Source organism: Streptomyces sp. TSRI0107 (genome assembly GCF_001905845.1).
In the GTDB taxonomy this organism is placed as follows: Bacteria; Actinomycetota; Actinomycetes; order Streptomycetales; family Streptomycetaceae; genus Streptomyces.
Genome location: NZ_LIVZ01000013.1, coordinates 123903 through 146613, shown reverse-complemented (window position 1 = coordinate 146613; position 22711 = coordinate 123903). Strand labels below are relative to the sequence as shown.

Here is a 22711-nt window from a genome sequence, read left to right as displayed (position 1 = left end):
CGGACAGGAGCCTCCGACGTGCGCGGGCCCCGCCGGGCGACCGGCGGGGCCCGCCGCGTATATCCACGGCAGTTGGGCTTCCCGCGGACCTCGGTCAGCCGTCGAGCCGTACCGGCAGCTCGAAGAGGTCGTTCTGGGTGACCACCGGCTTGTTGCGCAGTGCCGACGCCGGCACCGCGAGGTCGAGCCTCGGGAAACGGGCGTACAGCGCGGGCAGGGCCACCCCCGCCTCCAGCCGGGAGAGCGCCGCGCCGGGGCACACGTGCGGGCCGTGGCCGAAGGAGATGTGCCGGGTCCGCGTCTCGCGGGTGATGTCGAAGTCGCCCGCCGTCGGGCCGTGCGCCAGTTCGTCGCGGCCTATCGCGCCGTACGACACGATGAGCGCGTCCCCGGCGGGGATCACCTTGTCGCCTACCGGGACGTCCTCGGTCGCGAACCGGATGAGGACGTGCGAGGTCGGGGTCGCGTAGCGCAGCGTTTCCTCGATCACCGCCGACCAGGGGACCTCTCCGGACAGCACGAGCGCCCGCTGGTCGGGGTGGGTGGAGAGGTTGACGACGGCGTTGACGATGAGCGAGATGGTGGTCTCGTGCCCGGCGGCGACCATCAGCTGGAGGGTGGAGACGATCTCCTCGTCGGTCAGCCGGTCGCCGTCCTCGGAGGCCAGTACGAGCGCGCTGGTCAGGTCGTCACCGGGTGCCGCCCGCTTCGCCGCGACCGTCTCGGCCATGATCGCGGCCAGTTCCACGAGGGTGGCGACGACCTCGTCCGGCGGGGTCTGGGTCGAGAAGAACTTCTCGAACAGCACCTTGAGCCGGGGCAGACGGGCCTCGTCGATGCCCATGAGGTCGGCGACGACGTACATCGGCAGCGGGTAGGCGAAGGCCGCCTTGAGGTCGACGACACCGGCGTCCGCGGGGAGCGCGTCCAGCAGCCCCTCGGTGAGCTCGGTGATACGGGCGCGCATCTCCTCGACCCGCCGGGGGGTGAGGGCCTGGGCGACGAGCGTGCGCAGCCGCCGGTGGTCGGCGCCGTCCACGGTCAGCATCGAGCGGCCCGGGTTGGCCAGGCCGATCAGCGGCCAGTCCGCCGGGATCTCGCCGCGCTGCCAGGCACCCCACCGGTTGATGTCCTTGACCAGCCGGGGGTCCGTCAGCAGGGCCTTCGCCTCGGCGTGCCGGGTGACGGCCCACACGGGGACACCGCCGGGCAGCTCGACCGCCGCCAGGGGTCCCGCTGCGCGCAGCTTCGCGCTCTCGCCGTCCAGGTCGGTGACGAAGGGGTCCAGGGGGATCCGCACGTCTGCGGTGCCGGACGTCATGGTCAGTTGCCTCCCAGAGCAGGGGTGGGTGTGAACCGCACGGGCAGCTCCGTCAGTCCGCGCAGCCAGGGCGAGGGGCGACGGGTCAGGGACTCGGCCGGGACCGCCAGGTCGATGTCGGGCAGCCGGTCGAGGACGACCTCGATGGCCGTCCGGGCGATCACCTCGGCGATCTCCTGCGCGGGGAAGGGGCACCGGTGATCGCCGTGGCCGAACGAGAAGTGCGCGCTGTTCCCGCCGGTGAACGCGGAGGCGTCGGTCCGCACCTGCGGGTCGGCGTTGGCGGCCTGGAGACCGAGCAGGACGAGGTCGCCTGCCCGGATCTGGCGTCCGGCGAGCTGGGTGTCGCGCGACGCCCAGCGGCCGGCCACGTTCTGCGTCGGGGTGTCCTCCCAGAGGACCTCGTTCATGGCCTCGGCGACGCTGTTGCGCCCGCCGAACAGGGAGGCGGCGAAACGGTCGTCGGTGAGCATCAGGCGCAGCGAGTTGCCGATCCAGTCGGCGGTCGGCTGGTGTCCGGCGGCGGTCATCACCATGAGGTCCTGCATGACCTCCTCCTCGGTGAAGCCGCCGTCCGCCAGCATGCGGGAGACGACGTCGTCGGCGGGCTCCGCGTGGCGCTGCGCCACCAGCTCGGCCATGGACTGGGCGAGGTGCCGCTGGCCGTCGAGGGCCCGCTCCCGTCCGTCGATCATGTCGTTGAGCGCGGTGACCAGTCCGGTTCCCTGGTCGTCGGGGAAGCCGTAGAGCTTGGCCAGTACCCGCACCGGCAGCAGCATCGCGTACTGGCCGACGAGATCCGCCGTACCGGTGGTGCAGACGGCGTCGATCAACTCGTCGGCGAACCGCTCGGAATGGCGGCGCAGCGCGGACGGATCCACCGCCTCCAGGGCTTTGCCGATCATGCCGGCGCGCTGGTGGTGCCGCTCGCCGACGGTGTAGAGGATGGACGGCTGCTCACGGCCGATCATCGGCAGCAGCGGCCAGTCGTCGGGGATGCTGTCCCACTGGTTCGACAGGCCCGAGTCACGGCTGTAGAGGACCGGGTCCCCCGTCACCTGGTGCAGCTCGCGGTAGCCGAGCACCAGCCACGCCGGTACGCCGCCGTCGAGCAGGACGGGGGCGACGGGGCCGTGGTCGCGGCGCATCTCCCGGTAGAGCTGGGCCGGTTCGGTCTGGAAGCGGGAGCCGCTGAGCGGAACGGCTTCGGTGGTCACACGGTCTCCCGGAGGGACGGGGCGGTTCGGGCGGGCCGGTCGCCGAGGTGCTGCTGGATGTGCTGGACCAAGGTGATCAGGACCTGCTTGCTGGACGCACGGGAGCGGGCGTCGCAGTCGATGACCGGCACCTGGGGGTCGAGGTCGAGTGCGTCCCGGACGTCCGCGGCGGTGTGCCGGGGACCGCCGAAGTCGTTGCAGGCCACGATGAACGGCGTGCCGTGCCGCTCCAGGCGGTCGATCGCGTACCAGGAGTCCTCGATGCGCCGGGTGTCGAGCAGAACGACCGCGCCGAGCGTGCCGGAGAACAGCCGGTCCCACAGGAACCAGAAGCGCTCCTGCCCCGGTGCCCCGAACAGGTAGAGCACGTTGCGTGCGTCGAGGGTGATGCGGCCGAAGTCGAAGGCCACGGTGGTCGCGGTCTTCCCGCGTACCTCGCTGATGTCGTCGACCGTCTCGCCGGCCCGGGTCATCGTCTCCTCGGTGTTGAGGGGACGGATCTCGCTGACGGACCGGACCATGGTCGTCTTGCCGACGCCGAAACCGCCCACGACGACGATCTTCAGACCGTTGTCGGCGGAGGCACCCAGTGGGGTGCGCGCGTCAGAGGCTGCGGAGTCCAACGAGCACCTGCTCCAGGATGTCGGGGTCGGGAAGGGCGGACGTGCGGGGGTGGCGGGCGCTGACCCGTCCCGCGGCGAGGAGGTCGGACAGCAGGACCTTGGTGATGCTCACCGGCAGCCCCAGCTCGGCGGCCACCTCCACCACGGCGATGGGTGTCCGGGCCATCCGCAGGATCGCCGTGTGCTCCGACTGCATGCCGGGGGCCGGTTCGCTCTCCGCCACCACCAGGGTGACCAGGTCGAACGGGCTGTCCGGGCCGGAGCGGCTGCGGCCCCCGGTCAGCGTGTAGAGACGGTCGGGAGCGTCGTCCCTGCCGGGCCGCCTCATGAGGTGCGCGGCTGGGCCGTCAGGTGCTCGCCCAGCTGCTCCACCAGCTCGCTCATGTTGTGCCCGACCAGGCCCGGCTCGGCGTCCTCGGTGGTGACGACGGCGAGGTGGGCGCCTTCACCGGCCTCGACGATGAAGAGGGTGCCGCCGTAGAACTCGGTCATCGACGAGCGCACCCCACCGCTGCCGTCGCCGAACTCCATCGAGGCGCCGTGCGACAGGGACTGGATTCCGGCCGCGATCGCGGCGAGCTGGTCCGCCTGGTCGACCGTCAGCTCGGGGGTGCGGCACAGCTTGAGCCCGTCGCGGGAGAGCACGAGTGCGTGCCGCGCGCCCGGCGTGCGCTCCAGGAGCCCTTCGATGAGCCAGGTGAGCTTCTCGTCGACGGTGGTCGTGCCGGTCATGAGGTGGTGTCGCCTTCCGGGTGCGAGGGGGTCGGTACGTCGAGTGACGTCTCGGTGGGACGGGTGCGCGCGATGGGCTCGTCGGCGGGTGACGGCAGGGGGTGGCGGCCGGGCGTCCGCGCGGCGGAATCGGCCGCCGGCGGCAGGGGGTGGCGGCCGGTGGTCTCCGCGGCGGAGTCGGCCGCCGGCGGCAGGGGGTGACGGCCGGTGCTCTCCGCGGCGGAGTCGGCAGGTGACGGCAACGGGTGACGGCCCGTCGTCTCCGCCGCGGTGTCCGCCGACGACGGCAGCGCGTGACGGCCCGTCGCCTCCGCCGCGGTGTCCGCCGACGACGGCAGCGCGTGACGGCCCGTCGCCTCCGCCGCGGAGTCCGCCGACGACGGCAGCGCGTGACAGCCCGTGGCCTCCGCCGCGGTGTCCGCCGACGACGGCAGCGCGTGACGGCCCGTCGTCTCCGCGGCGGAGTCCGCCGAGCGGACGGCGCGGCGGAATTCACCGAAGCGTGCGGCCCTGGCCTTCAGGTCGTCGGCCGCGTCGGTGCGGGGCGCGTCGGCTCGGGAGGTGGTGCGGGCCCGCTCCGCGGAGGCCAGGGTGTGGCCGCGGCGGCGCTTGGGCAGCCCGCCGACCGAGCGTGCGGGCTGCTCGCTCTCGCCGTCGCCGTGTTCGTGGGCCGGGGCGGCCTCGGCGGGCCGGGCCGCGGGCAGGGGGCGCGGCGGCCGGCCGCCCCGGCTCGGCCGCGATTCGGCGGGCGCCTCGGTGAGGATGTCCTGCGGGATGAGGACCAGAACGCCGGTGCCACCGCGTGCCGAGGGCCGGAACGAGACCTTCAGGCCGTGCTTGCGGGCGAGGCGGCCCACGACGGCGAGGCCCAGCCGAGTGCCGGTGAGGCCGCCCAGCCCCGTGCCGCCGCCGGAGACGGCCTCCTCCGCCCGGCGCAGCTGGATGTCGCCCATGACCAGGCCGCTGTCCTCGACGGAGACGATGACGCCCGCCGGGACCTCCTCGACGTAGACGTGCACCTCGGCGCTGGGCGGCGAGAAGTTCGCGGCGTTGTCGAGGAGTTCGGCCAGGGCGTGCATGACGCCCTCCGCCGCGTGCCCGACCACCGCCGTGCTGCTGGCCGCGTGCAGCCGGACGCGCTGGTAGCCGCTGATACGGCCCATCGCCCCCCGCAGGATGGACTCCATCCCGATGGGGCGTGCCCAGCGGCGGCCGGAGCGGGCACCCGCGAGCACGGCGATGGAGTCGGCGAGGCGGCCGGCCTGCGCGGTGCGGTGGTCCAGGTGCAGCAGGTCGGCCAGTACGTCCTCGTCGCTGTGCCGTTCCTCCATGGCCCTGAGGTCGGCGAGGGTGCCGGTGGCGAGCGCCTGCATGCGGGCGGCGGCGTTGGCGGTCGCGGAGATCGCCGCGGCCCGGTCGGCGACGGCGCGGTCGACCTGCGCGGACAGCCGCCGCACCTCCTGTTCGAGCCGGGTGCGCTCGGCCTGGTGCTCCTGGGCCAGGCGGTCCCGCTCCCGGGCGAATTCGTCCAGCAGGACGGCGCGGTCGTGGGCGGTGGCCTCGGTCAGCCGCTGGTGTTCCTGTCGCCACCGCGCGCCGAGTGCCTCCCGTTCGCCGGCCAGGCGTGCCGCTTCGGCGTCGGCGGACCGCAGCCGGGCACGCAGCGCCTTCGTGCTGCGCAGCCCGTGCGCGGCGACGGTGACGGCGGCGCACAGCAGGACGGCACCGGCGCCGCCGCCCCAGCCGATCGGGCCGCGCGCGGAGGGGGGTGCCACGGACACCGCCCAGCCGACGACGAGGGCCGACACGGCCGCGGCCGTCAGCGCGATGAGGAGCAGAGGTCGTGCGGCGGGTCGGTCGCCGGGACGGGCTTGCGCGGTCATCAATCAGGTCCTCGGGCGGCCGCTTCGAGTGCGGCCTTGACGTCGTCCAGGGGGGAACGTGTGCGTGGTTGCGCAGTTGAGTGTGAAGGCTGATCAACCGACGGTCACTATACGAGAGTTCGTGATCGATAAGACAAGGGTCCGGTACTTGTTTCGACGCTGTTCGTGAGCGCTGTGCGAGAAGGCCAGGAGCGCTCCCACCCCGCCCGTCCGGGAGCCGGCACCGCGTGGTCCCGTTGTGAACGGCCCACGCACAGCAGGTATCCAGGAGGACTACGAAGTGGTAACGGGCGGCAACCTCACGGAAGTCGCCATGGTCTAGTCCGCCATGAAGATCTCTTTCCTGCTTCACAACGCCTACGGCATCGGAGGGACGATCACCACCACGTTCAACCTGGCCCAAGCCCTGGCCGAGCGGCACGAGGTGGAGATCGTCTCCGTGCTGCGGCACCGGGAGCGTCCCAACTTCCTGCTCGACCCGAGAGTGTCGCTGCGACCGCTGGTGGATCTCCGGAAGGAGAAGGACCATCCGGCGCACCGGAGGCCGGCCCGGGTCTTCCCGCACGCCGAGTACCGGTACGGGCAGTACAGCGAACTGACGGACGAGCGGATCGGCGACTGCCTCGCCGCCATCGACGCCGACGTGGTGATCGGCACCCGGCCGGGACTGAACGTGCACCTCGCGCTGCAAGCCCCGGACCATGTGGTGCGCGTCGGACAGGAGCACCTCACCCTGGACAACCATCCGCCGCGACTGCGTCAGACGCTGCGCCGCGCCTACCGCAGGCTCGACGTGATCACGACCGTCACCGAGGCGGACGCCGCCGCCTACCGGCGCAAGATGAGGCTGCCGGACGTACGCGTCCAGGCCCTGCCCAACAGCGTGCCGGACCCCGTGCTGCCCACCTCGGACGGTACGGCGAAGGTGGTCGTCGCGGCGGGGCGGCTGGTCCCGGTCAAGCGCTACGACCTGCTCGTCGAAGCCTTCGCCGCGGTCGCCGCCGAGCATCCGGACTGGCAGCTGCGCATCTACGGCAAGGGCGAGGAACAGGAGCGGCTGCGGCGGCTCGTCAACGAACTCGGCCTGTGGAACAACGTCTTCCTGATGGGTGCGGCGGCCCCCATGGAGGCCGAGTGGGTGAAGGGCTCGATCGGCGCCACAGCCGCCGACTTCGAGCCGTTCGGCATGACCATCGTCGAGGCGATGCGCTGCGGCCTGCCCGTGGTGAGCACCGACTGCCCCTACGGGCCCGGCGAGATCATCGAGGACCGGGTGGACGGGCGGTTGGTGCCGGTCGGCGACCGGGACGCGCTGGCCACGGCCCTGCTGGAGCTGGTCCGCGACGACGAGCTGCGCCGCCGTATGGGCCGCGCGGCCGAGCGCAACGCGCGGCGTTTCGCTCCCGGCCCGGTGGTCGAGCAGGCCGAGCGGCTGTTCACGGACGCGGTCGCGGCGCGCCGCGCGGGCCGAGCGGGCGTACGGGAGCGTTCCCGCGTCCAGCACGTCCTGACCGGCCACGGCTTCGCCGCCCGGGACGCGGCCCACGCCGCGGCCCACGGCGTACTGCGCACCATACGGAAGGGGCGAGGATGAGCACGGCGCACGAGACGGTGCCCCGGGTGGGCTGCGTGGTCGACGACGACGGCGGGATCGTCTTCGAGGCGGGCACCGGGGCAGCCGACGGAGCGCGGCTGCTGCTGCGGCTGCGGCCGAAGAAGGGACAGCCCGAGCAGGTCCTGCACGAACTCGCCCTGGAGGCCGACGACGACGGTCGCCGACGCGCCGTCCTCGGGTCCGACCCCGTCCTCGCGGAGGGCCGGTGGGACGTGTTCCTGCTGCGGGAGCCCGGTGCCGAGCGGCAGCGGCTGCGGCCCGGCCCGCGCGATCTGCGCGCCCTCGTCGACGGCCGGCCCCGCGACCGGCGGGCGCCGCTGGCCGTACGGATCCCCTACGTCACCACGGACGGCCATCTCGCGATACGGGCCTGGGTGCGGCCCGCCCATGCGGAGGTCGACCGGATCGACGTCACGGACCGGGCGGTGACGGTCCGCGCGCGTCTGCACGGCGTCACGCTCCAGGAGGAGGCCGCCGTGCGGCTGCGGCTGCGGGGCGGGAGCGGCACCGTGCACACGGTGCGACCCGTCGCCGGGCCCGACGGCCACGACTTCTCCGTCACGGTCGGCCACGAGGAACTGGCCGCCCACACCGGCGTGTGGGACGTCTTCCTCCAGCCCGCCGCCGAGGCCCCCCTGATCCGGCTCGCCAGGCTCCTCGACGACGTCGCGGACCGCAAGGAGGTGTTCGTCTTCCCGGCGGTCCCGGTCGGCGACGCCGCCGTACACCCCTACTACACCGTCGACAACGACCTGTCGGTGGAGGTGACGCGGCGCCACTGAGACGACGGACGGGGGCCCGCCACCTGCACGGTGGCGGGCGCCGTCCGCGGTTCCTCGGCTTCGAGCCATGCCGCCCTGGCGCCGGAAACCCCATGGCTCTCGGCTGTGGACTTCCGGCTCGTGCTGGTCCTCGACTCGGACTGGGAAGTGGCGTTGGAGGCACCGGTCAGCCTGTCGCACGGGACAGTCCACGCCGAACCGTCCGTGCTCCTGAAACCGGAATCGCAGGACGTCGCAGCGGCCCTCGTTCTCTTCCGAGCGAATGTTCTGTCGGCGGTCGCGTTCGAGTCCGGCACCCTGCGACTCGTTTTCGACACAGGCCACCAACTGACCTGCTCGTCCGATCCGTCCTTCGAAGCATGGCAGGTCACCGGCCCGGCGGGATGGCGCTTCGCCTCGCTGCCAGGGGGCGAACTCGCCGTCTGGACCGACTCGGGAGCAAGCGAGTCCGAGCCTGCGGTGGTGGCTCGGCGGTAACCGATCCGGCGGCGTGTGGACATGCGAGCGCTCCTGCATGGGCGTGTGATGAGAAGATTTCGTCGGCGCGCTGCTGAAGGGTACGGGTCGATGGCGGACAAGCCTGCAATCGTTCTGGTCCACGGCTTCTGGGGTGGCGCCGCCCACTGGGCGAAAGTGATCACCGAACTCCACCGGCGCGGATTCGGCGAGCTGCACGCGGTCGAGAATCCGTTGACGTCGCTGGCCGACGACGCCGAGCGCACACGCAAAATGGTCCGGCGGATCGAGGGATCGGCGGACTGGTCTAGTTCGCGGCGTTCGCCCCGGACTCCGACGGCTATCTGTGGGTGAGCAAGACAAGTTCCACGAGAGCTTCGCCCAGGACCTCCCGGAGGACGAAGCCCTGGTGATGGCGGTGACGCAGAAGGCCCCGCCGGCGTCCACCTTCGGTGACTCCGTCACCGCGCCGGCCTGGCGCGCGAAGCCGGCCTGGTACCAGGTCTCCACGGCCGACCGCATGATCCACCCCGACGACCAGCGCCGCATGGCCCAGCGCATGAACGCTCGCAAGGTCGTCGACCTCGACGCTGGCCACGCCCTTGGCCTCGCAGCCGCGACCAATCACCGGCCTCATCGAAGAGGCCGCGAGCGCCGCCTCGTGAGAAACCGAGGTCGATGTCTTGACCTCGGTGGCCCCTGCCACTACTTTGCGGTGGACGTCGACCCATGACTGCCGAAAGGAGGCGACCAGCGGATGTACGCCATTTCTGATCTCGGTCGCCTCGCCCAGTGCACGGTCTGGGTTCCGGGTCGAATCGCGCACGGCTGCTGAGTACGCCGTTCTGATGTGCCCGTCGAGGCACATTCCGGGTTCTTCCCGGTACTTCCGGGTTCCTCCAGGATTTCTCCGGGGTTTATCACCACCGTCTTCCGACACGCCGCCGTCGCGTCGCGTGCCGTTGTGCGCCTGCCCGTCTGATGTGGCGCGTCTGATCACAGAAAGCTGCCTGAAGTTGGCGAACATGATGAATCGATCGATCACGCACCGAAACGAAGTCCTGTCATGGTAGCGGCGCGGATCACGGTCAACGGGAAAGAAGCACCGATCTCACCGTCCGCGCCCCACACCACGGTGCTGGAATTCCTGCGCGAGCGCGGTCTCACCGGCACCAAGGAGGGCTGCGCCGAGGGTGAATGCGGTGCCTGTTCGGTGCTCGTGGCCCGTCCCGGGGTGAACAAGCCCACCGACTGGGTGGCGGTCAACGCCTGCCTGGTCCCGGTGGCGGCGCTCGACGGTCAGGAGATCGTCACCTCCGAAGGTCTCGCCACCGCCGGCGGACCCGGGATGCCGCCCACCCTGCACCCGGTGCAGGAGGAGATGGCGGTCCGCGGCGGCTCCCAATGCGGTTACTGCACACCGGGTTTCGTCTGCAGCATGGCCGCCGAGTACTACCGGCCCGACCGCTGCCCGCACGCCGACTCGGACTCGGACCGTGCCGACAGCACCGACGCGGAGCACGGTCCGAACGGTTTCGATCTGCACGCGCTGAGCGGCAACCTCTGCCGCTGCACCGGCTACCGCCCCATCCGCGACGCCGCGTTCGCCGTCGGTACGCCGACCGATGAGGACCCGCTGGCGCGGCGCCGCGAGCAGTCACCGCCCGTACCGGTCGCCACCGAATACGTCCGGGACGACGGCGCGTTCCTGCGGAAGAGCACCCTTGCCGAAACGCTGGAGCTGCTGCGCGAGCGGCCCGACGCGGTGGTGGTCGCCGGCTCCACCGACTGGGGCGTGGAGGTGAACATCCGTTCCCGCCGGGCGGATTGCGTGGTCGCGATCGACCGGCTGCCGGAACTGCGGGAGCTGCGCGTCGAATCCGACTGCGTCGAGATCGGGGCGGCGCTGACGCTCACCGAGACCGAACGCCGTCTGGACGGCAGTGTCCCGCTGCTGGCGGAGCTGTTCCCGCAGTTCGCGTCCCGGCTCATCCGCAACAGCGCGACCCTCGGCGGCAACCTGGGTACCGGCTCCCCCATCGGTGACAGCCCGCCGGCGCTGCTGGCGCTGGAGGCGTCGGTGGTGCTCGCCGACGCCGACGGTGAGCGTGAGGTCCCGCTGGCGGACTACTTCACCGGTTACCGGCAGAGCGTGCGCCGTCCCGGCGAGCTGATCCGCGCGGTGCGCGTTCCGCTGCCGCTGTCGCCGGTCGTGGCCTTCCACAAGATCGCCAAGCGGCGTTTCGACGACATCTCGAGCGTGGCCGCCGCTTTCGCGCTCGACATCGAGGACGGGGTCGTCCGCAAGGCACGCATCGGCCTGGGCGGGGTGGCGGCCACCCCGATCCGCGCGCTCGCCACCGAGGCGGCCCTGGAGGGCAGGCCGTGGGCGGCCGAGACCGTCGAGGCCGCGGCCCTGGTGCTGAAGGGCGAGGGCACGCCGATGAGCGATCACCGCGCCAGCGCCGGTTACCGCTCCGCGATGCTCGGCCAGAGCCTGCTGAAGCTGTACGCGCGAACCACCGAGGCGGTGCCGTCATGAGCCACTTGTCCCAGCGTCCCGAGAAGCCCGTTGTCGGCCTCCCGATGCCGCACGAGAGTGCCGCGCTGCACGTCACCGGCACCGCGCTCTACACCGACGACCTGGTGCACCGCACCAAGGACGTGCTGCACGCCTACCCGGTCCAGGTCATGAAGGCCCACGGCAGGATCACCGCGCTGCGCACCGGGCCCGCGCTCGCCGTGCCGGGGGTGGTTCGCGTGCTGACCGGTGCCGATGTGCCCGGCGTCAACGACGCCGGGATGAAGCATGACGAGCCGCTGTTCCCCGACGAGGTCATGTTCCACGGCCACGCGGTCGCCTGGGTGCTCGGCGAGACCCTGGAGGCGGCCCGGCTCGGTGCGGCGGCCGTGGAGGTGGAACTCGAAGAGCTGCCCTCCGTGGTCACGCTGCGGGAAGCGATGGCGGCGAGCAGTTTTCACGGCGCTCAGCCCGTGATGCTGACCGGTGACGTCGACGCCGGCTTCGCCGACTCCGCGCATGTGTTCACCGGCGAGCTGCAGTTCTCCGATCAGGAGCACTTCTACCTGGAGACGCACTCGGCGCTGGCCTACGTCGACGAGGCCGAGCAGGTGTTCGTCCAGAGCAGCACCCAGCATCCGTCGGAGACCCAGGAGATCGTCGCGCACGTGCTCGGCCTGCACAGTCACGAGGTGACCGTGCAGTGCCTGCGGATGGGTGGCGGCTTCGGCGGCAAGGAGATGCAGCCGCACGGGTTCGCGGCCGTCGCCGCGCTCGGCGCCAAGCTGACCGGCCGGCCGGTCCGGCTGCGGCTCAACCGGACGCAGGACCTGACCATGTCCGGGAAGCGGCACGGGTTCCACGCGAAGTGGAAGATCGGCTTCGACGCCGACGGCCGTATCCGGGCCCTGGACGCCACCCTGACCGCGGACGGCGGCTGGAGCCTGGATCTGTCCGAGCCGGTCGTGGCCCGCGCGCTGTGCCACATCGACAACACCTACTGGATTCCCAACGCGCGCGTCGCCGGTCGCATCGCGAAGACCAACAAGGTCTCCAACACCGCCTTCCGGGGCTTCGGCGGACCGCAGGGCATGCTGGTGATCGAGGACATCATGGGCCGGTGCGCGCCGCTGCTCGGCCTGGATCCCATGGAATTGCGGGAGCGCAACTTCTACCGGCGGGGTCAGTGCACGCCGTACGGACAGCCGGTCGTGCAGCCCGAACGGATCTCCGCCGTCTGGCAGCAGGTGCAGGACGACGCCGGCGTCGCCGATCGCAAGCGCGAGATCGCCGCCTTCAACGCCGCGCACCCGCATACGAAGCGGGCACTCGCGGTCACCGGCCTCAAGTTCGGGATCTCCTTCAACCTCACGGCCTTCAACCAGGGTGGCGCGCTGGTCCTGATCTACAAGGACGGCTCCGTCCTGATCAACCACGGCGGCACCGAGATGGGCCAGGGCCTGCACACGAAGATGCTGCAGGTGGCCGCGACCACGCTGGGCATCCCGCTGCACAAGGTGCGGCTGGCCCCGACCCGGACCGACAAGGTGCCCAACACCTCCGCCACCGCGGCCAGTGCGGGAGCGGATCTGAACGGTGCGGCGGTGAAGAACGCCTGCGAGCAGTTGCGCGAACGGCTGCTGCAGGTGGCCGCCACCCAACTGGGTTCGAGCGCCTCGGACGTGCGCATCGTCGACGGCGTCGCACGCACCCTGGGCAGCGACAAGGAGCTGGCCTGGGACGAGCTGGTGCGCACCGCGTACTTCCAGCGAGTTCAGTTGTCGGCGGCCGGGTTCTACCGGACCGAGGGGCTGCACTGGGACGCGAAGCGGTTCACCGGCACGCCGTTCAAGTACTTCGCCCATGGTGCCGCCGCGACCGAGGTGGAGGTGGACGGCTTCACCGGCGCGTACCGCATCCGGCGGGTGGACATCGTGCACGATGTCGGCGACAGCCTGTCCCCGATGATCGACATCGGGCAGGTCGAGGGTGGTTTCGTGCAGGGCGCGGGCTGGCTGACGCTGGAGGACCTGCGCTGGGACACGAGTGACGGGCCGAACCGTGGCCGGCTGCTGACGCAGGCCGCGAGCACCTACAAGCTGCCGAGCTTTTCGGAGATGCCCGAGGAATTCAACGTGACGCTGCTGGAGAACGCCGCCGAGGAGGGCGCGGTATACGGGTCCAAGGCGGTGGGCGAGCCTCCGCTGATGCTGGCGTTCTCGGTGCGGGAGGCGTTGCGGCAGGCCGCCGCCGCGTTCGGGCCGAGCGGGGTCAGCGTCGAGTTGACCTCGCCCGCGACGCCGGAGGCGGTGTACTGGGCGATCCAGACGGCCCGCGAGGCCGGTGCCTCCCGGAACGGTCGTGTGAGCACGGGGTTCGCCGTGAACGGCGGGATCCGCACGGACACGGAAGCGTTGAGCGGTGCCTGACATGTCCTGGGTCGGCGCGGTCGCGCGGCTGCGAGCACGCCGGGAGCCCGGCGTGCTCGTGACCGTCGCGACCGTGCGGGGCCATGCCCCGCGCGACGCCGGTGCGAAGCTCGTCGTGGGGCGGACCGAGACGTGGGGCTCGATCGGTGGCGGCAACGTCGAGGCCGTCGCGATCGACCGGGCCCGTGAGATGATCGCCGCGGCCGAGTCGCGACCGGAACTGATCGATTTCGCCCTGAACGACAAGGTCACCAACCGGCACGGCGTGCAGTGCTGCGGCGGCACGGTCTCGGTACTGCTCGAACCGCTGCCGGTGGTACGGGCGGTGGCGATCTTCGGGGTGGGGCACGTCGGGCTGGAACTGGCGCGCATCCTGGCACGGCAGGACCTCGACCTGCACCTCGTCGACTCCCGGTCCGATGTCCTGGCCGAGGGGCGGCTCGGCGTGCTGGCGGACGCGGTGGCGCAGGTGCACGTGCATCACACGCCGCTGCTGCCCGAGGAGGTGCTGGCGGAGCTGCCGCGCGGCACCCACGTCCTGATCATGACCCACGATCACGCCGAGGACGCCGCTCTGTGCGACGCCTCCTTGCGTACCGCGCATCTCGGCTCCATCGGGCTGATCGGGTCGGCGGCCAAGTGGGCGCGGTTCCGCAAGGTGCTCGCCGACGAGGGCGGGCACGACGATGCCGCCATCGAGCGGATCAAGACCCCGATCGGGCTGGCCGACATCAACGGCAAGGAACCGGCGACCATCGCCGTGAGCGTCGCCGCCGATCTGCTGCGCACCTTCGAGAGCGAGGGGGACCCACTCGCCGCCGAGCGGGACTGACTCGCCGGACCGGATCGCCGGGCAGCCCCGAGCCGGAGGTGCCCCAGGATGTGGCCTTGATCCACTTTTCGAACACGTCCTACGCTTCTGGACGGGACCACGGCTGTGGCCGGGGCCGGACGCTGCGCGGGAGTGGGTGGGCATGGGGCGGTCGGGGATTGCCTGCGAGGGCCGGTGCCGGACGTGACCGTGCCGCCGAGCGGGGCCCGGCCCGCGCTGCTGGGCCGTGACGGCTTCCTGCGCGCCGTGCGCCTTCACATCGAGCGCGCGGGCACCGGCCACGGCGGACTGCTGCTGATCACCGGTGAGGCGGGCATCGGCAAGACCTCCCTCACCGGACACGCGATGCGGGAAGCACGCCGGCAGGGCATGACCGTGGTGCGCGGCTCGTGCTGGGGCGCCGACGGCACTCCTGGCTACTGGCCGTGGACGCAGGTCATCCGGGGCCTGCGCAGAACCGCGCGCGCCGAAGCCTGGAAAGCCGCGTCGGACGGTGCCGGAGCGGCCTGGCAGGCTCTGATGGGCGGTGAGGCCAAGGCGGAGGAGACGGAGCAGTTCCTGCTGTTCGACGCGGTCACCACCCTGCTCATCACCGCCGCGCAGCACCAGCCGTTGCTGATCGTGCTGGAGGACGTGCACTGGGCCGACGCGGCGTCGGTCGCCCTGCTGGAGTTCGCGGCGCAGCACATGTCCCTGGAGCCCGCCCTCATCGTGGCGACGTGCCGGGACGTGGAGATCGAGCGGCCGGACCACCCCTTGCGGGACCGGTTGCGCGCGCTCATGTCGCGGGCCACGACGCTGGCGCTGACGGGCCTGGGAGCAGCCGACGTCGCCGAGTTGATGCACCGTACGGTAGGGAGGGCACCGGACGACCGGCTCGTCGCCGAGGTCCTGGGGAGGACGGCCGGCAACCCCTTCTTCGTTCAGGAGGCCGCGCGCCTGTGGGCGGACGGTCACGAGGTGACGGACATGTCGGCGAGCCTGCATGCCGCTCTGCAGCAGCGGTTGGAACTGCTCGACGACGCCGTGGTGGCCTGCCTCGGTGCCGCATCCGTGCTGGGGCGCCGGTTCGCAACCGAGACACTTGCGAGCGTCACCGGTGCCTCGCCGGGCCAGGTGCGCCGGTGGCTGGCGCAGGCCGAGGACGCGGCCCTGGTGGAGCACGAACGGTCGGGAACAGTCCTCTTCAAGCACGACCTGGTGCGCGAGACGCTGTACGGCGGCCTGGACTCGCGGTCCGTACGCCGGCTGCACGCGGCCGCCGTACGCGCGCTGCGCGGCACGGCGACGACGCCGGACGTGACCCTGCCGGTCGAGCTGGCCCGCCACGCCCATCACGCCTACGAGGAACTGGACTGTGACGAGGCCGTGGACCTGCTGCTGTCCGCCGCACGCCACGCGGAGAACCGCCTGGCGCACGACGAGGCGGTGGGACACTACGGCCGCGCCCTGGACCGGCTCGGTGACGCCGCCTCCGCGCGGCGGGTGCTGGTCGGGCTGGACTTGGGGCTGGCGCTCCAGCTGTGCGGTGAACACGAACGCTCCTGGCGCGTGTTCGGCGAAGCCGCCGCATCGGCCAGAGAGTTGGACGACCCGCTGCTGCTGGGGCGTACCGCACTGACCCTGTACGGCGCCGACGGACGCGGTGACACGGCACTGCTGAAACCGCGCGCCCTGCATTGGGCGCACGCACGACTCGTCGCCTCCGGCGCGAAGACCGCGGCGCACGGTGGGGCCGGGGCGCCCGGAGTGGGACCACGTCCCCCGCAGGCAAGCAGCGCCGTGCCGGTCACAGACACCGGCGAACTGATGCTTTCGCAGTCCCACCTCGCCCAGCGCGTCGCGGCCGGGGTGATCGCCGGCGCCCGCGCGGCGGGTGACGACGACACCCTGCACATCGGGCTGTGGGCGCGGCTGCAGGCGGAGTGGGGGCCCCGGGCGGCGGGAGACAGACACGCGCTGGCGACGGAACTGGTCGCCGTGTCCCATCGCCGCGGCGACCGCTGGACCGAACACGTGGCGATGTCCATGCGGTGGGTCGCCGCGCTCGAATCGGACGACCCGCGGTACCTGGAGGACTTCCACGCCATGGTGGCCATGGCCGACGCCGACGGCTCACCCCGCCTGCGACTGACCGCCGTCATCGACCGCAGCGTCGTCCACGGCGTGATGGGCAGGTTCGCCGAGGCGACCGAACTGCTCGACGCCTCGGAGGCCATGAGTGCTCCGGGAGCCAACTACTACCGGTACTTCGTCACCCACCACCGCTGGACACTGCTCGTGCTGCAAGGCAGGTTCGCCGAGGCGAGGCGGCTGCTGAACGAGCTGCGGACCCAGCAGCACCCCTACTTCGAACTCGTCGAGGCCCTCACCGAACTCGAAGCCGGCGAACGCCCGGCCGCGCCCGCCCTCCGGCCGGGGGCGGGAGCCGGCGGGGACACGGTGCTGCACCTCAGCGTCACCCCCCTGTGGCTGCGCTATCAGGCCCAGGCGGCAGCGGCGTCGGGCGATCCGGCGTGGTGCGACAACGCCCGCGCCGGCCTGACCCCCTACGCGGGGCAGTGGCTGGTGTCCCTCTTCGGGTGGGACATCAGCGGCCCGGCGACCCTGTGGCTGGGGCTCCTCGACGCCGCACAGCAGCGGTGGGACTCCGCGGTCCGCCACCTCACCGACGCGTGCCGGTCGGCCGACCGGTTGCAAGCGCTGGCCTGGTCGCTGCGGGCACGCCTCGAACTGGCCGCCGCGCTCGCGGGACAGGGCGCGCGCGACGAGCGGTACATCGCCGCCCTGCTCGACGAGGCCACGGCGCAGGCGCATGAGCTGGGCATGACGCATCTGCTCGCCCGTGTCGAGCACCTCACCGCGCGGCACACGAGCGCCCGGCCCGCCGGTGACGGCCCACCGCCCGGTGCCGCGTACGAGTTCCGCCGTAACGGCGCGGTGTGGCGGCTGACGTACGAGGGCCGCACGGTTCACATGCCCGACGCGAAAGGCCTGCGGGACCTGCACCGGCTGCTGAGCCGGCCCGGCGGGGACATCTCCGCCGTCCGGCTGCTGAACCCGGACGACGACGCCGTCGCCGTGGTGCACGGCATGGGGGCCGACGAGGTCCTGGACGACGAGGCCCGCAGGCGCTACCGCCGTCATCTGGAGCGGCTGGAGACGGAGATCGACCGGGCGGTCGAACGCGGGGACGACGAGGCAGCCGCCGCCCATGACCGGGAGCGGGCCGCCCTGCTGGAGGAGCTGCGCCGGTACACGGGCCTCGCAGGCCGCTCCCGCCGCCTGGGCGACCCGCGCGAACGCGCCCGGAAGAACGTCACCGCCCGCATCCGTGACACCCTGCGCAGACTGGACGAACAACACCCGGCCCTGGCGGCCCACCTGCGCGATACGGTCTCCACCGGCACGATGTGCCGCTACACCCCCGACCAGGACATTCGCTGGCAGCTGTGACAGGGGACCCGTGTGACCGAGCGCGTCTGTCACAGGGGCTGCCAGTCGTGCCAGGTGCTGCCGGGCTGGTGCTGCCAGCGGTGGTGCACGCCACCGGCGTTGTTGGCGAAGATCTCCAGCCGGCCGTCACGATTGCGGACTGCTCGGATGAAGTAGCCCCCACCGCCGAAGTCCTGCCAGGTTCGCCAGGCGCCGGTTGCGTCGACCTGATAGTTGTGCTGGAGGACCTCGTCGTTCATGGCGAACACCTCGATCCGCCGGTCATGCGACTCGACGGTCGCCGGCCGTGCGCCCGCCGGTCCGCCGAGCGGCTGCCATTCATGCCAGTCTCCGGCGGGGACGTTCTGCCAGCGATGGTGCACGCCGGAGGCGTTGGTGGCGAAGACCTCCAGTCGCCCGTCGTGGTTGGTCGCCACCGCCAGATGGTCTCCGCCGAGCCCGAAGTCCACCCATTGCCGCCAGGTTCCGTTCAGGTCGGTCTGGCAGGTGTGGCGGAAGATGTCATCGGTCAGCGCGAACACTTCGATACGGCCATCCGACGCGGGCACCGCCGCGAGCCGAGCGTTCGCCGGACCGCCCAGCGGACGCCAGTCGTGCCACGTCCCACCCGGCGTGTTGTGCCAACGGTGATGCACACCCGATGAGTTGCTGGCGAACACCTCCAACCGCCCATCATGGTTGGCGGCCACGGCCAAGTGGTCTCCCCCACCACCGAAGGCGTACCAGTCGGCCCACTCCCCCGACACCTTCACCTGATACCGGTGCATGAACGTGTCACCGTTCATCGCGAACAACTCCAGCCGCCCGTCCGAAGACGCCGACAACGCGATCGTCGCCGACGACGGTCCGCCGAACGGCTGCCAGCCCGACCAGGTCCCTCCCGGCTGATGCTGGTAGGTGTGGTAGATCTGGTCGATCGCCGCATGGAAGACCTCAAGCCGCCCGTCCGCCGACATCCCCACCGCCAACCGCTGCCGCCGATCCGGCACCACCGGACCGACCGCTTCCTTCGCTTCGGCGAGCAGCGCCCGCGCCTTGGTCTCGGCCTGGTCGTAGCGGTCGGGGAACGCGGAACGCTGCACTTTCTGCGCCGTCTGCCCGGCCGTCAGGTGTGGGTGCTGTTCCTCGACGCGGATCGCGCGGGTGAAGAACTGCTCGGCGGCATAGGGCACGTGCATGATCTGTTGCGGTGTGCCCCAGCCCTGGCTGGGACGCTGCTGGAAGACCCCCAGTGAGTCGCGGTCTCCGCAGTCGAGGTTGTTCATGTGTGACTCGACCCAGCCGGCTTCGAAGCCGGCCAGCATCACTTTGTCGGACACGCCCAGGTCGCGGCCGACGGTGTAGACGGCCTTGGTGACGTCGAGGTCTCGGTCCGGTGGGACACGGCAGGGTGCCATGGAACTGTTCCTGTCTGTGAGAGGGGTGGTTGGGGGGTGGGAGATGTCAGAGGGGCTGCCAGTCATGCCAGGTGCTGCCGGGCTGGTGCTGCCAGCGGTGGTGTACGCCACCGGCGTTGTTGGCGAAGATCTCCAGCCGACCGTCACGATTGCGCAGGGCCTGGATGAAGTAGCCCCCACCGCCGAAGTCCTGCCAGGTTCGCCAGGCGCCGGTTGCGTCGACCTGGTAGTTGTGCTGGAGGACGTCGTCGTTCATGGCGAACACCTCGATCCGCTGGTCATGTGACGCGACGGTCGCCAAGCGGGAGTCGGCTGGGCCGCCGAGCGGCTGCCATTCGTGCCAGTCTCCGGCGGGGACGTTCTGCCAGCGGTGGTGCACGCCCGAAGGGTTCGATGCGAACACTTCCAGGCGGCCGTCACGGTTCTTCGCCACGGCCAGGTGCGCCCCGCCCAGTCCGAAGTCCACCCATTGCCGCCAGGTGCCGTTCAGGTCGGTCTGGCAGGTGTGGCGGAAGATGTCATCGGTCAGCGCGAACACTTCGATACGACCGTCCGACGCGGGCACCGCCGCGAGCCGAGCGTTCGCCGGACCGCCCAGCGGACGCCAGTCGTGCCACGTCCCACCCGGCGTGTTGTGCCAACGGTGATGCACACCCGATGAGTTGCTGGCGAACACCTCCAACCGCCCATCATGGTTGGCGGCCACGGCCAAGTGGTCTCCCCCACCACCGAAGGCGTACCAGTCGGCCCACTCCCCCGACACCTTCACCTGATACCGGTGCATGAACGTGTCACCGTTCATCGCGAACAACTCCAGCCGCCCGTCCGAAGACGCCGACAACGCGATCGTCGCCGACGACGGTCCGCCGAACGGCTGCCAGCCCGACCAGGTCCCTCCCGGCTGATGCTGGTAGGTGTGGTAGATCTGGTCGATCGCCGCATGGAAGACCTCAAGCCGCCCGTCCGCCGACATCCCCACCGCCAGCCGCTGCCGCCGATCCGGCACCACCGGACCGTTCCACCAGCTCGTCTCCTTGCGGGCCCCGGCCCGCGAGAAGCTGAAGTGGATGTGGTCGGTGTGGGGGTTGGCGCCCTTGTAGGGCTGCCAGCCGGCGTTGGGGCGGTTGGCCATCCAGATGCGCCGGTTCCAGATCATGTACATGATGCCGAAGCGGCGGGCCAGGGCGTGGGTGTTGCCGTGCCGGTCGGTGGCGTGAAGCCAGTTGATCAGGTCGTCGGCGAGGTGCCCCTGGCTGTGGACGCTCACGCCCCAGTCCCAGGCGCGGCCTTCCTTGTGTTCGCTCTGGCCTCCGCTGCCGCAGGCCCTGCTGATGCCCATGTTGGACGTACCGGGGTAGGCGGCGAGCACCAGGTCGCGGAAGTCGAGCAGACCGGGCTTGGCCTCGGGGTCGCAGTCGCGCTGCGGGTCGTAGGGCGCGTACGGGTCGATGTCGGGGCCGAAATCGGGTGTGGTGGGTGCCATGGAGGGCTCCTTCAGCCTGGTTCCCTCGCCTGTCGCGAGGGTCGCAACCAGTGGTGCGCGTGATCGCATCTGGCGGCGGCGCGATCCGATCACGCGCCCTTCTCGTGGCCGGGCCGTCCGGGCCTGGACCGGCGTCCGATCAGGTCGCCTCCGGTGCGTCCGCGCGCCGACGCCGACGGTCACGAGAAAGGCTTGCCGCCGTGACGAATCGCCGAACCTTTCGCCGAACCCCTCACCGGGCCACCGCCCTGGCGCTCGCCGTGCTGGTGTCCGTGCCGCTCACCGGTGCCGCGCCTCCGGGCCCGGCACCCGCACCCACAGCCACACCGCCACCCGCAGCCACGGCCACGGCCACGGCCACAGCCACAGCCACAGCCACAGCCACAGCCACAGCCACCGAAGCCCGGCTCGCGGCACCCGCTTCCGACACCACCCCCACCGGCGACACGGTCCGCACCGACGCGGGCCTCGTCCGCGGCATCCGCTCGGGTCCGTACCGGATCTTCCACGGCATCCCCTACGCGGGTGCTCCCACGGGACGGCACCGGTGGGCGCCGCCCCGCCCCGTGCAGCCGTGGAAGGGGGTCCGGGACGCCACCGAACCGGGGCCGTTGTGCCCGCAGGTGCCGTCACAGTACGCGCCGATCTCCAGCACGGAGGAGGACTGCCTGGTCCTGAACGTGACCACGCCGCCGGCCTCGGCCGTGCGAGGGGCCGCGCCCGTGCTCGTATGGATCCACGGGGACGGCTCCGTGGGCGGCGGCGCCTTCTTCGACGGGCGCCGCCTGGCCGAGCGGGGCCTGGTCGTCGTCACCGTCAACTACCGTCTCGGCGTCTTCGGCGGCCTCGCGCTGCCCGGCCTGGAAGGGTCCGGCACCTTCGGGCTCCAGGACCAGCGGGCGGCACTCACCTGGGTGCGGAACAACGCGCGCGCCTTCGGCGGTGACCCCGGCAACGTGACCGTGGCCGGGGTGTCGTTCGGCGCGTCCGCCGTCGCGGGGCACCTGACGTCCCCCGCTTCCCGTGGGCTCTTCCACCGGGCGGTCATGGCGAGCGGTGAGGCCGTGATGGACATGCCGGCCGGCGCCATGGGACCCGGCGTACCGGGGTACCCGTGGTACGTCTGGCGGACGGGGCGGGAGATGGAGGACATCACCGCCGAGATGACCTCGCCCCTCGGGTGCCGTGACGACCGTCCCGGGCGAGTCCTCGCCTGCCTGCGGGCCCTGCCCGTCGAGACGATCCTCGAGGTGCCGTACATCATGAACGCCTTCCAGGCGTTCGGGTACGGCAACGCCACCCTGCCCGAGCTGCCGCCCCAGGCGCTGCGCGCCGGACGCTTCCACCGGGTGCCCGTCCTGTCGGGCGCGACGCTCGACGAACACCGCACGTTCGTCGGGATGCTGTACGACGCCGTGGGCAAACCGTTCACCGAGGCCGACTACGACCAGGCGCTGCGCACCGCGTTCGGCGAGCGGACGGCGAAGCGCGTACGGGCCGAGTACCCCGTGGAGGCGTTCCCCTCGCCCGCGCTGGCCTGGGCCACCGTGATCACCGACCGTATGTGGGCACGCGGCACGCAGGCCCAGCACGACTCGCTGGCACGGCATGTGCCGGTCTACGCGTACGAGTTCGCCGACCGGGACGCGCCGATGTTCCTGCCGCTGCCGGGCGAGTTCGACTTCGGCGCCTTCCACGCCGGCGACATCCCCTATCTCTTCGAGGACGAAGTGGCCGAGCCGCTGTTCACCCCGGCGCAGCGCCGCCTGTCGTCCACGATGACGGGGTACTGGGCGGCATTCGCCCGCACCGGCGCGCCCCGCGGCCCCGGCCTGCCCAGCTGGCCCCGCCACCGCCCGGCCCTCACCGTCCGGCCGTACACCCAGTCTCTGGCACCGCACCGGATCGGGCCCGTCGACTACTACCGCCGACACAATCTGGGGTTCTGGAGCGAGCTGAACTGA

18 protein-coding genes are annotated in these 22711 nt (G+C 71.6%); 10 read left to right on the top strand and 8 right to left on the bottom strand.

Features of this window, described 5'->3' with window-relative positions:
• Positions 1–94: 94 nt before the first annotated feature.
• The 6 genes from AMK31_RS31400 to AMK31_RS31375 are packed head-to-tail and all read right to left on the bottom strand — an operon-like array spanning position 95 to position 5776.
• Positions 95–1321, bottom strand: coding sequence for a cytochrome P450 family protein (locus AMK31_RS31400; RefSeq protein WP_073944094.1), 1227 nt, complete (start codon positions 1319–1321; stop codon positions 95–97).
• Positions 1322–1323: 2 nt separating this feature from the next.
• Positions 1324–2538, bottom strand: a complete 1215-nt coding sequence (locus tag AMK31_RS31395; protein ID WP_073944093.1) for a cytochrome P450 — start codon at positions 2536–2538, stop codon at positions 1324–1326.
• Positions 2535–3161, bottom strand: a complete 627-nt coding sequence (locus tag AMK31_RS31390) for a GTP-binding protein (protein WP_385312030.1) — start codon at positions 3159–3161, stop codon at positions 2535–2537. Before AMK31_RS31390 ends, AMK31_RS31395 begins: the two co-directional genes overlap by 4 nt.
• On the bottom strand, positions 3142–3489 hold the full coding sequence (locus AMK31_RS31385; protein ID WP_073944092.1) for a DUF742 domain-containing protein: 348 nt from the start codon (positions 3487–3489) through the stop codon (positions 3142–3144). The genes AMK31_RS31390 and AMK31_RS31385 overlap by 20 nt, the downstream gene beginning before the upstream one ends.
• Complete coding sequence (locus tag AMK31_RS31380; protein WP_073944091.1) at positions 3486–3893, bottom strand: roadblock/LC7 domain-containing protein; 408 nt, start codon at positions 3891–3893, stop codon at positions 3486–3488. The genes AMK31_RS31385 and AMK31_RS31380 overlap by 4 nt, the downstream gene beginning before the upstream one ends.
• Positions 3890–5776, bottom strand: coding sequence for an ATP-binding protein (locus AMK31_RS31375; protein ID WP_073944090.1), 1887 nt, complete (start codon positions 5774–5776; stop codon positions 3890–3892). Before AMK31_RS31375 ends, AMK31_RS31380 begins: the two co-directional genes overlap by 4 nt.
• A 328-nt stretch (positions 5777–6104) precedes the next feature.
• Between AMK31_RS31375 and AMK31_RS31370 the strand changes: the two genes are divergently transcribed.
• The 9 genes from AMK31_RS31370 (at position 6105) to AMK31_RS31335 (ending at position 17867) form a co-directional block, all read left to right on the top strand.
• Complete coding sequence (locus tag AMK31_RS31370; protein WP_073944089.1) at positions 6105–7370, top strand: glycosyltransferase family 4 protein; 1266 nt, start codon at positions 6105–6107, stop codon at positions 7368–7370.
• Positions 7367–8173 (top strand): hypothetical protein, encoded by an 807-nt coding sequence (locus AMK31_RS31365; protein WP_073944088.1) that lies wholly within the window; start codon positions 7367–7369, stop codon positions 8171–8173. Before AMK31_RS31370 ends, AMK31_RS31365 begins: the two co-directional genes overlap by 4 nt.
• Before the next feature lie 30 nt (positions 8174–8203).
• On the top strand, positions 8204–8650 hold the full coding sequence (locus tag AMK31_RS31360; protein WP_338013055.1) for a DUF6188 family protein: 447 nt from the start codon (positions 8204–8206) through the stop codon (positions 8648–8650).
• 90 nt (positions 8651–8740) lie between these two features.
• Entirely contained in the window at positions 8741–8983 is a 243-nt protein-coding gene (locus tag AMK31_RS41755) for a hypothetical protein (RefSeq protein ID WP_241842774.1), read from the top strand.
• On the top strand, positions 8976–9362 hold the full coding sequence (locus AMK31_RS42450; RefSeq protein ID WP_385312038.1) for an alpha/beta fold hydrolase: 387 nt from the start codon (positions 8976–8978) through the stop codon (positions 9360–9362). The genes AMK31_RS41755 and AMK31_RS42450 overlap by 8 nt, the downstream gene beginning before the upstream one ends.
• 333 nt (positions 9363–9695) lie before the next feature.
• Entirely contained in the window at positions 9696–11171 is a 1476-nt protein-coding gene (locus AMK31_RS31350; RefSeq protein ID WP_073944086.1) for a xanthine dehydrogenase small subunit, read from the top strand.
• The gene (gene xdhB, locus AMK31_RS31345; protein WP_073944085.1) at positions 11168–13579 is read left to right on the top strand and encodes a xanthine dehydrogenase molybdopterin binding subunit; all 2412 of its coding nucleotides are present in this window, start codon (positions 11168–11170) and stop codon (positions 13577–13579) included. The genes AMK31_RS31350 and xdhB overlap by 4 nt, the downstream gene beginning before the upstream one ends.
• 1 nt (position 13580) lies before the next feature.
• A complete protein-coding gene (gene xdhC, locus AMK31_RS31340; protein ID WP_107468778.1) occupies positions 13581–14411 on the top strand; it encodes a xanthine dehydrogenase accessory protein XdhC in 831 nt (276 codons plus the stop codon).
• Positions 14412–14594: 183 nt separating this feature from the next.
• Positions 14595–17867 carry an ATP-binding protein gene (locus AMK31_RS31335; RefSeq protein ID WP_079187017.1) on the top strand — a complete coding sequence of 1091 codons (3273 nt, stop codon included), beginning with the start codon at positions 14595–14597 and terminating at the stop codon, positions 17865–17867.
• A 29-nt stretch (positions 17868–17896) separates the two neighbouring features.
• Here the strand turns inward: AMK31_RS31335 and AMK31_RS41130 are convergent, their stop codons facing one another.
• Entirely contained in the window at positions 17897–19264 is a 1368-nt protein-coding gene (locus tag AMK31_RS41130; RefSeq protein ID WP_073944083.1) for a WD40 repeat domain-containing protein, read from the bottom strand.
• 46 nt (positions 19265–19310) lie between these two features.
• Positions 19311–20747: a hypothetical protein gene (locus AMK31_RS31325; protein WP_073944082.1), complete on the bottom strand. Its 1437-nt coding sequence runs from the start codon at positions 20745–20747 to the stop codon at positions 19311–19313.
• 200 nt (positions 20748–20947) lie between these two features.
• Between AMK31_RS31325 and AMK31_RS31320 the strand changes: the two genes are divergently transcribed.
• The gene (locus tag AMK31_RS31320) at positions 20948–22711 is read left to right on the top strand and encodes a carboxylesterase/lipase family protein (RefSeq protein ID WP_241842772.1); all 1764 of its coding nucleotides are present in this window, start codon (positions 20948–20950) and stop codon (positions 22709–22711) included.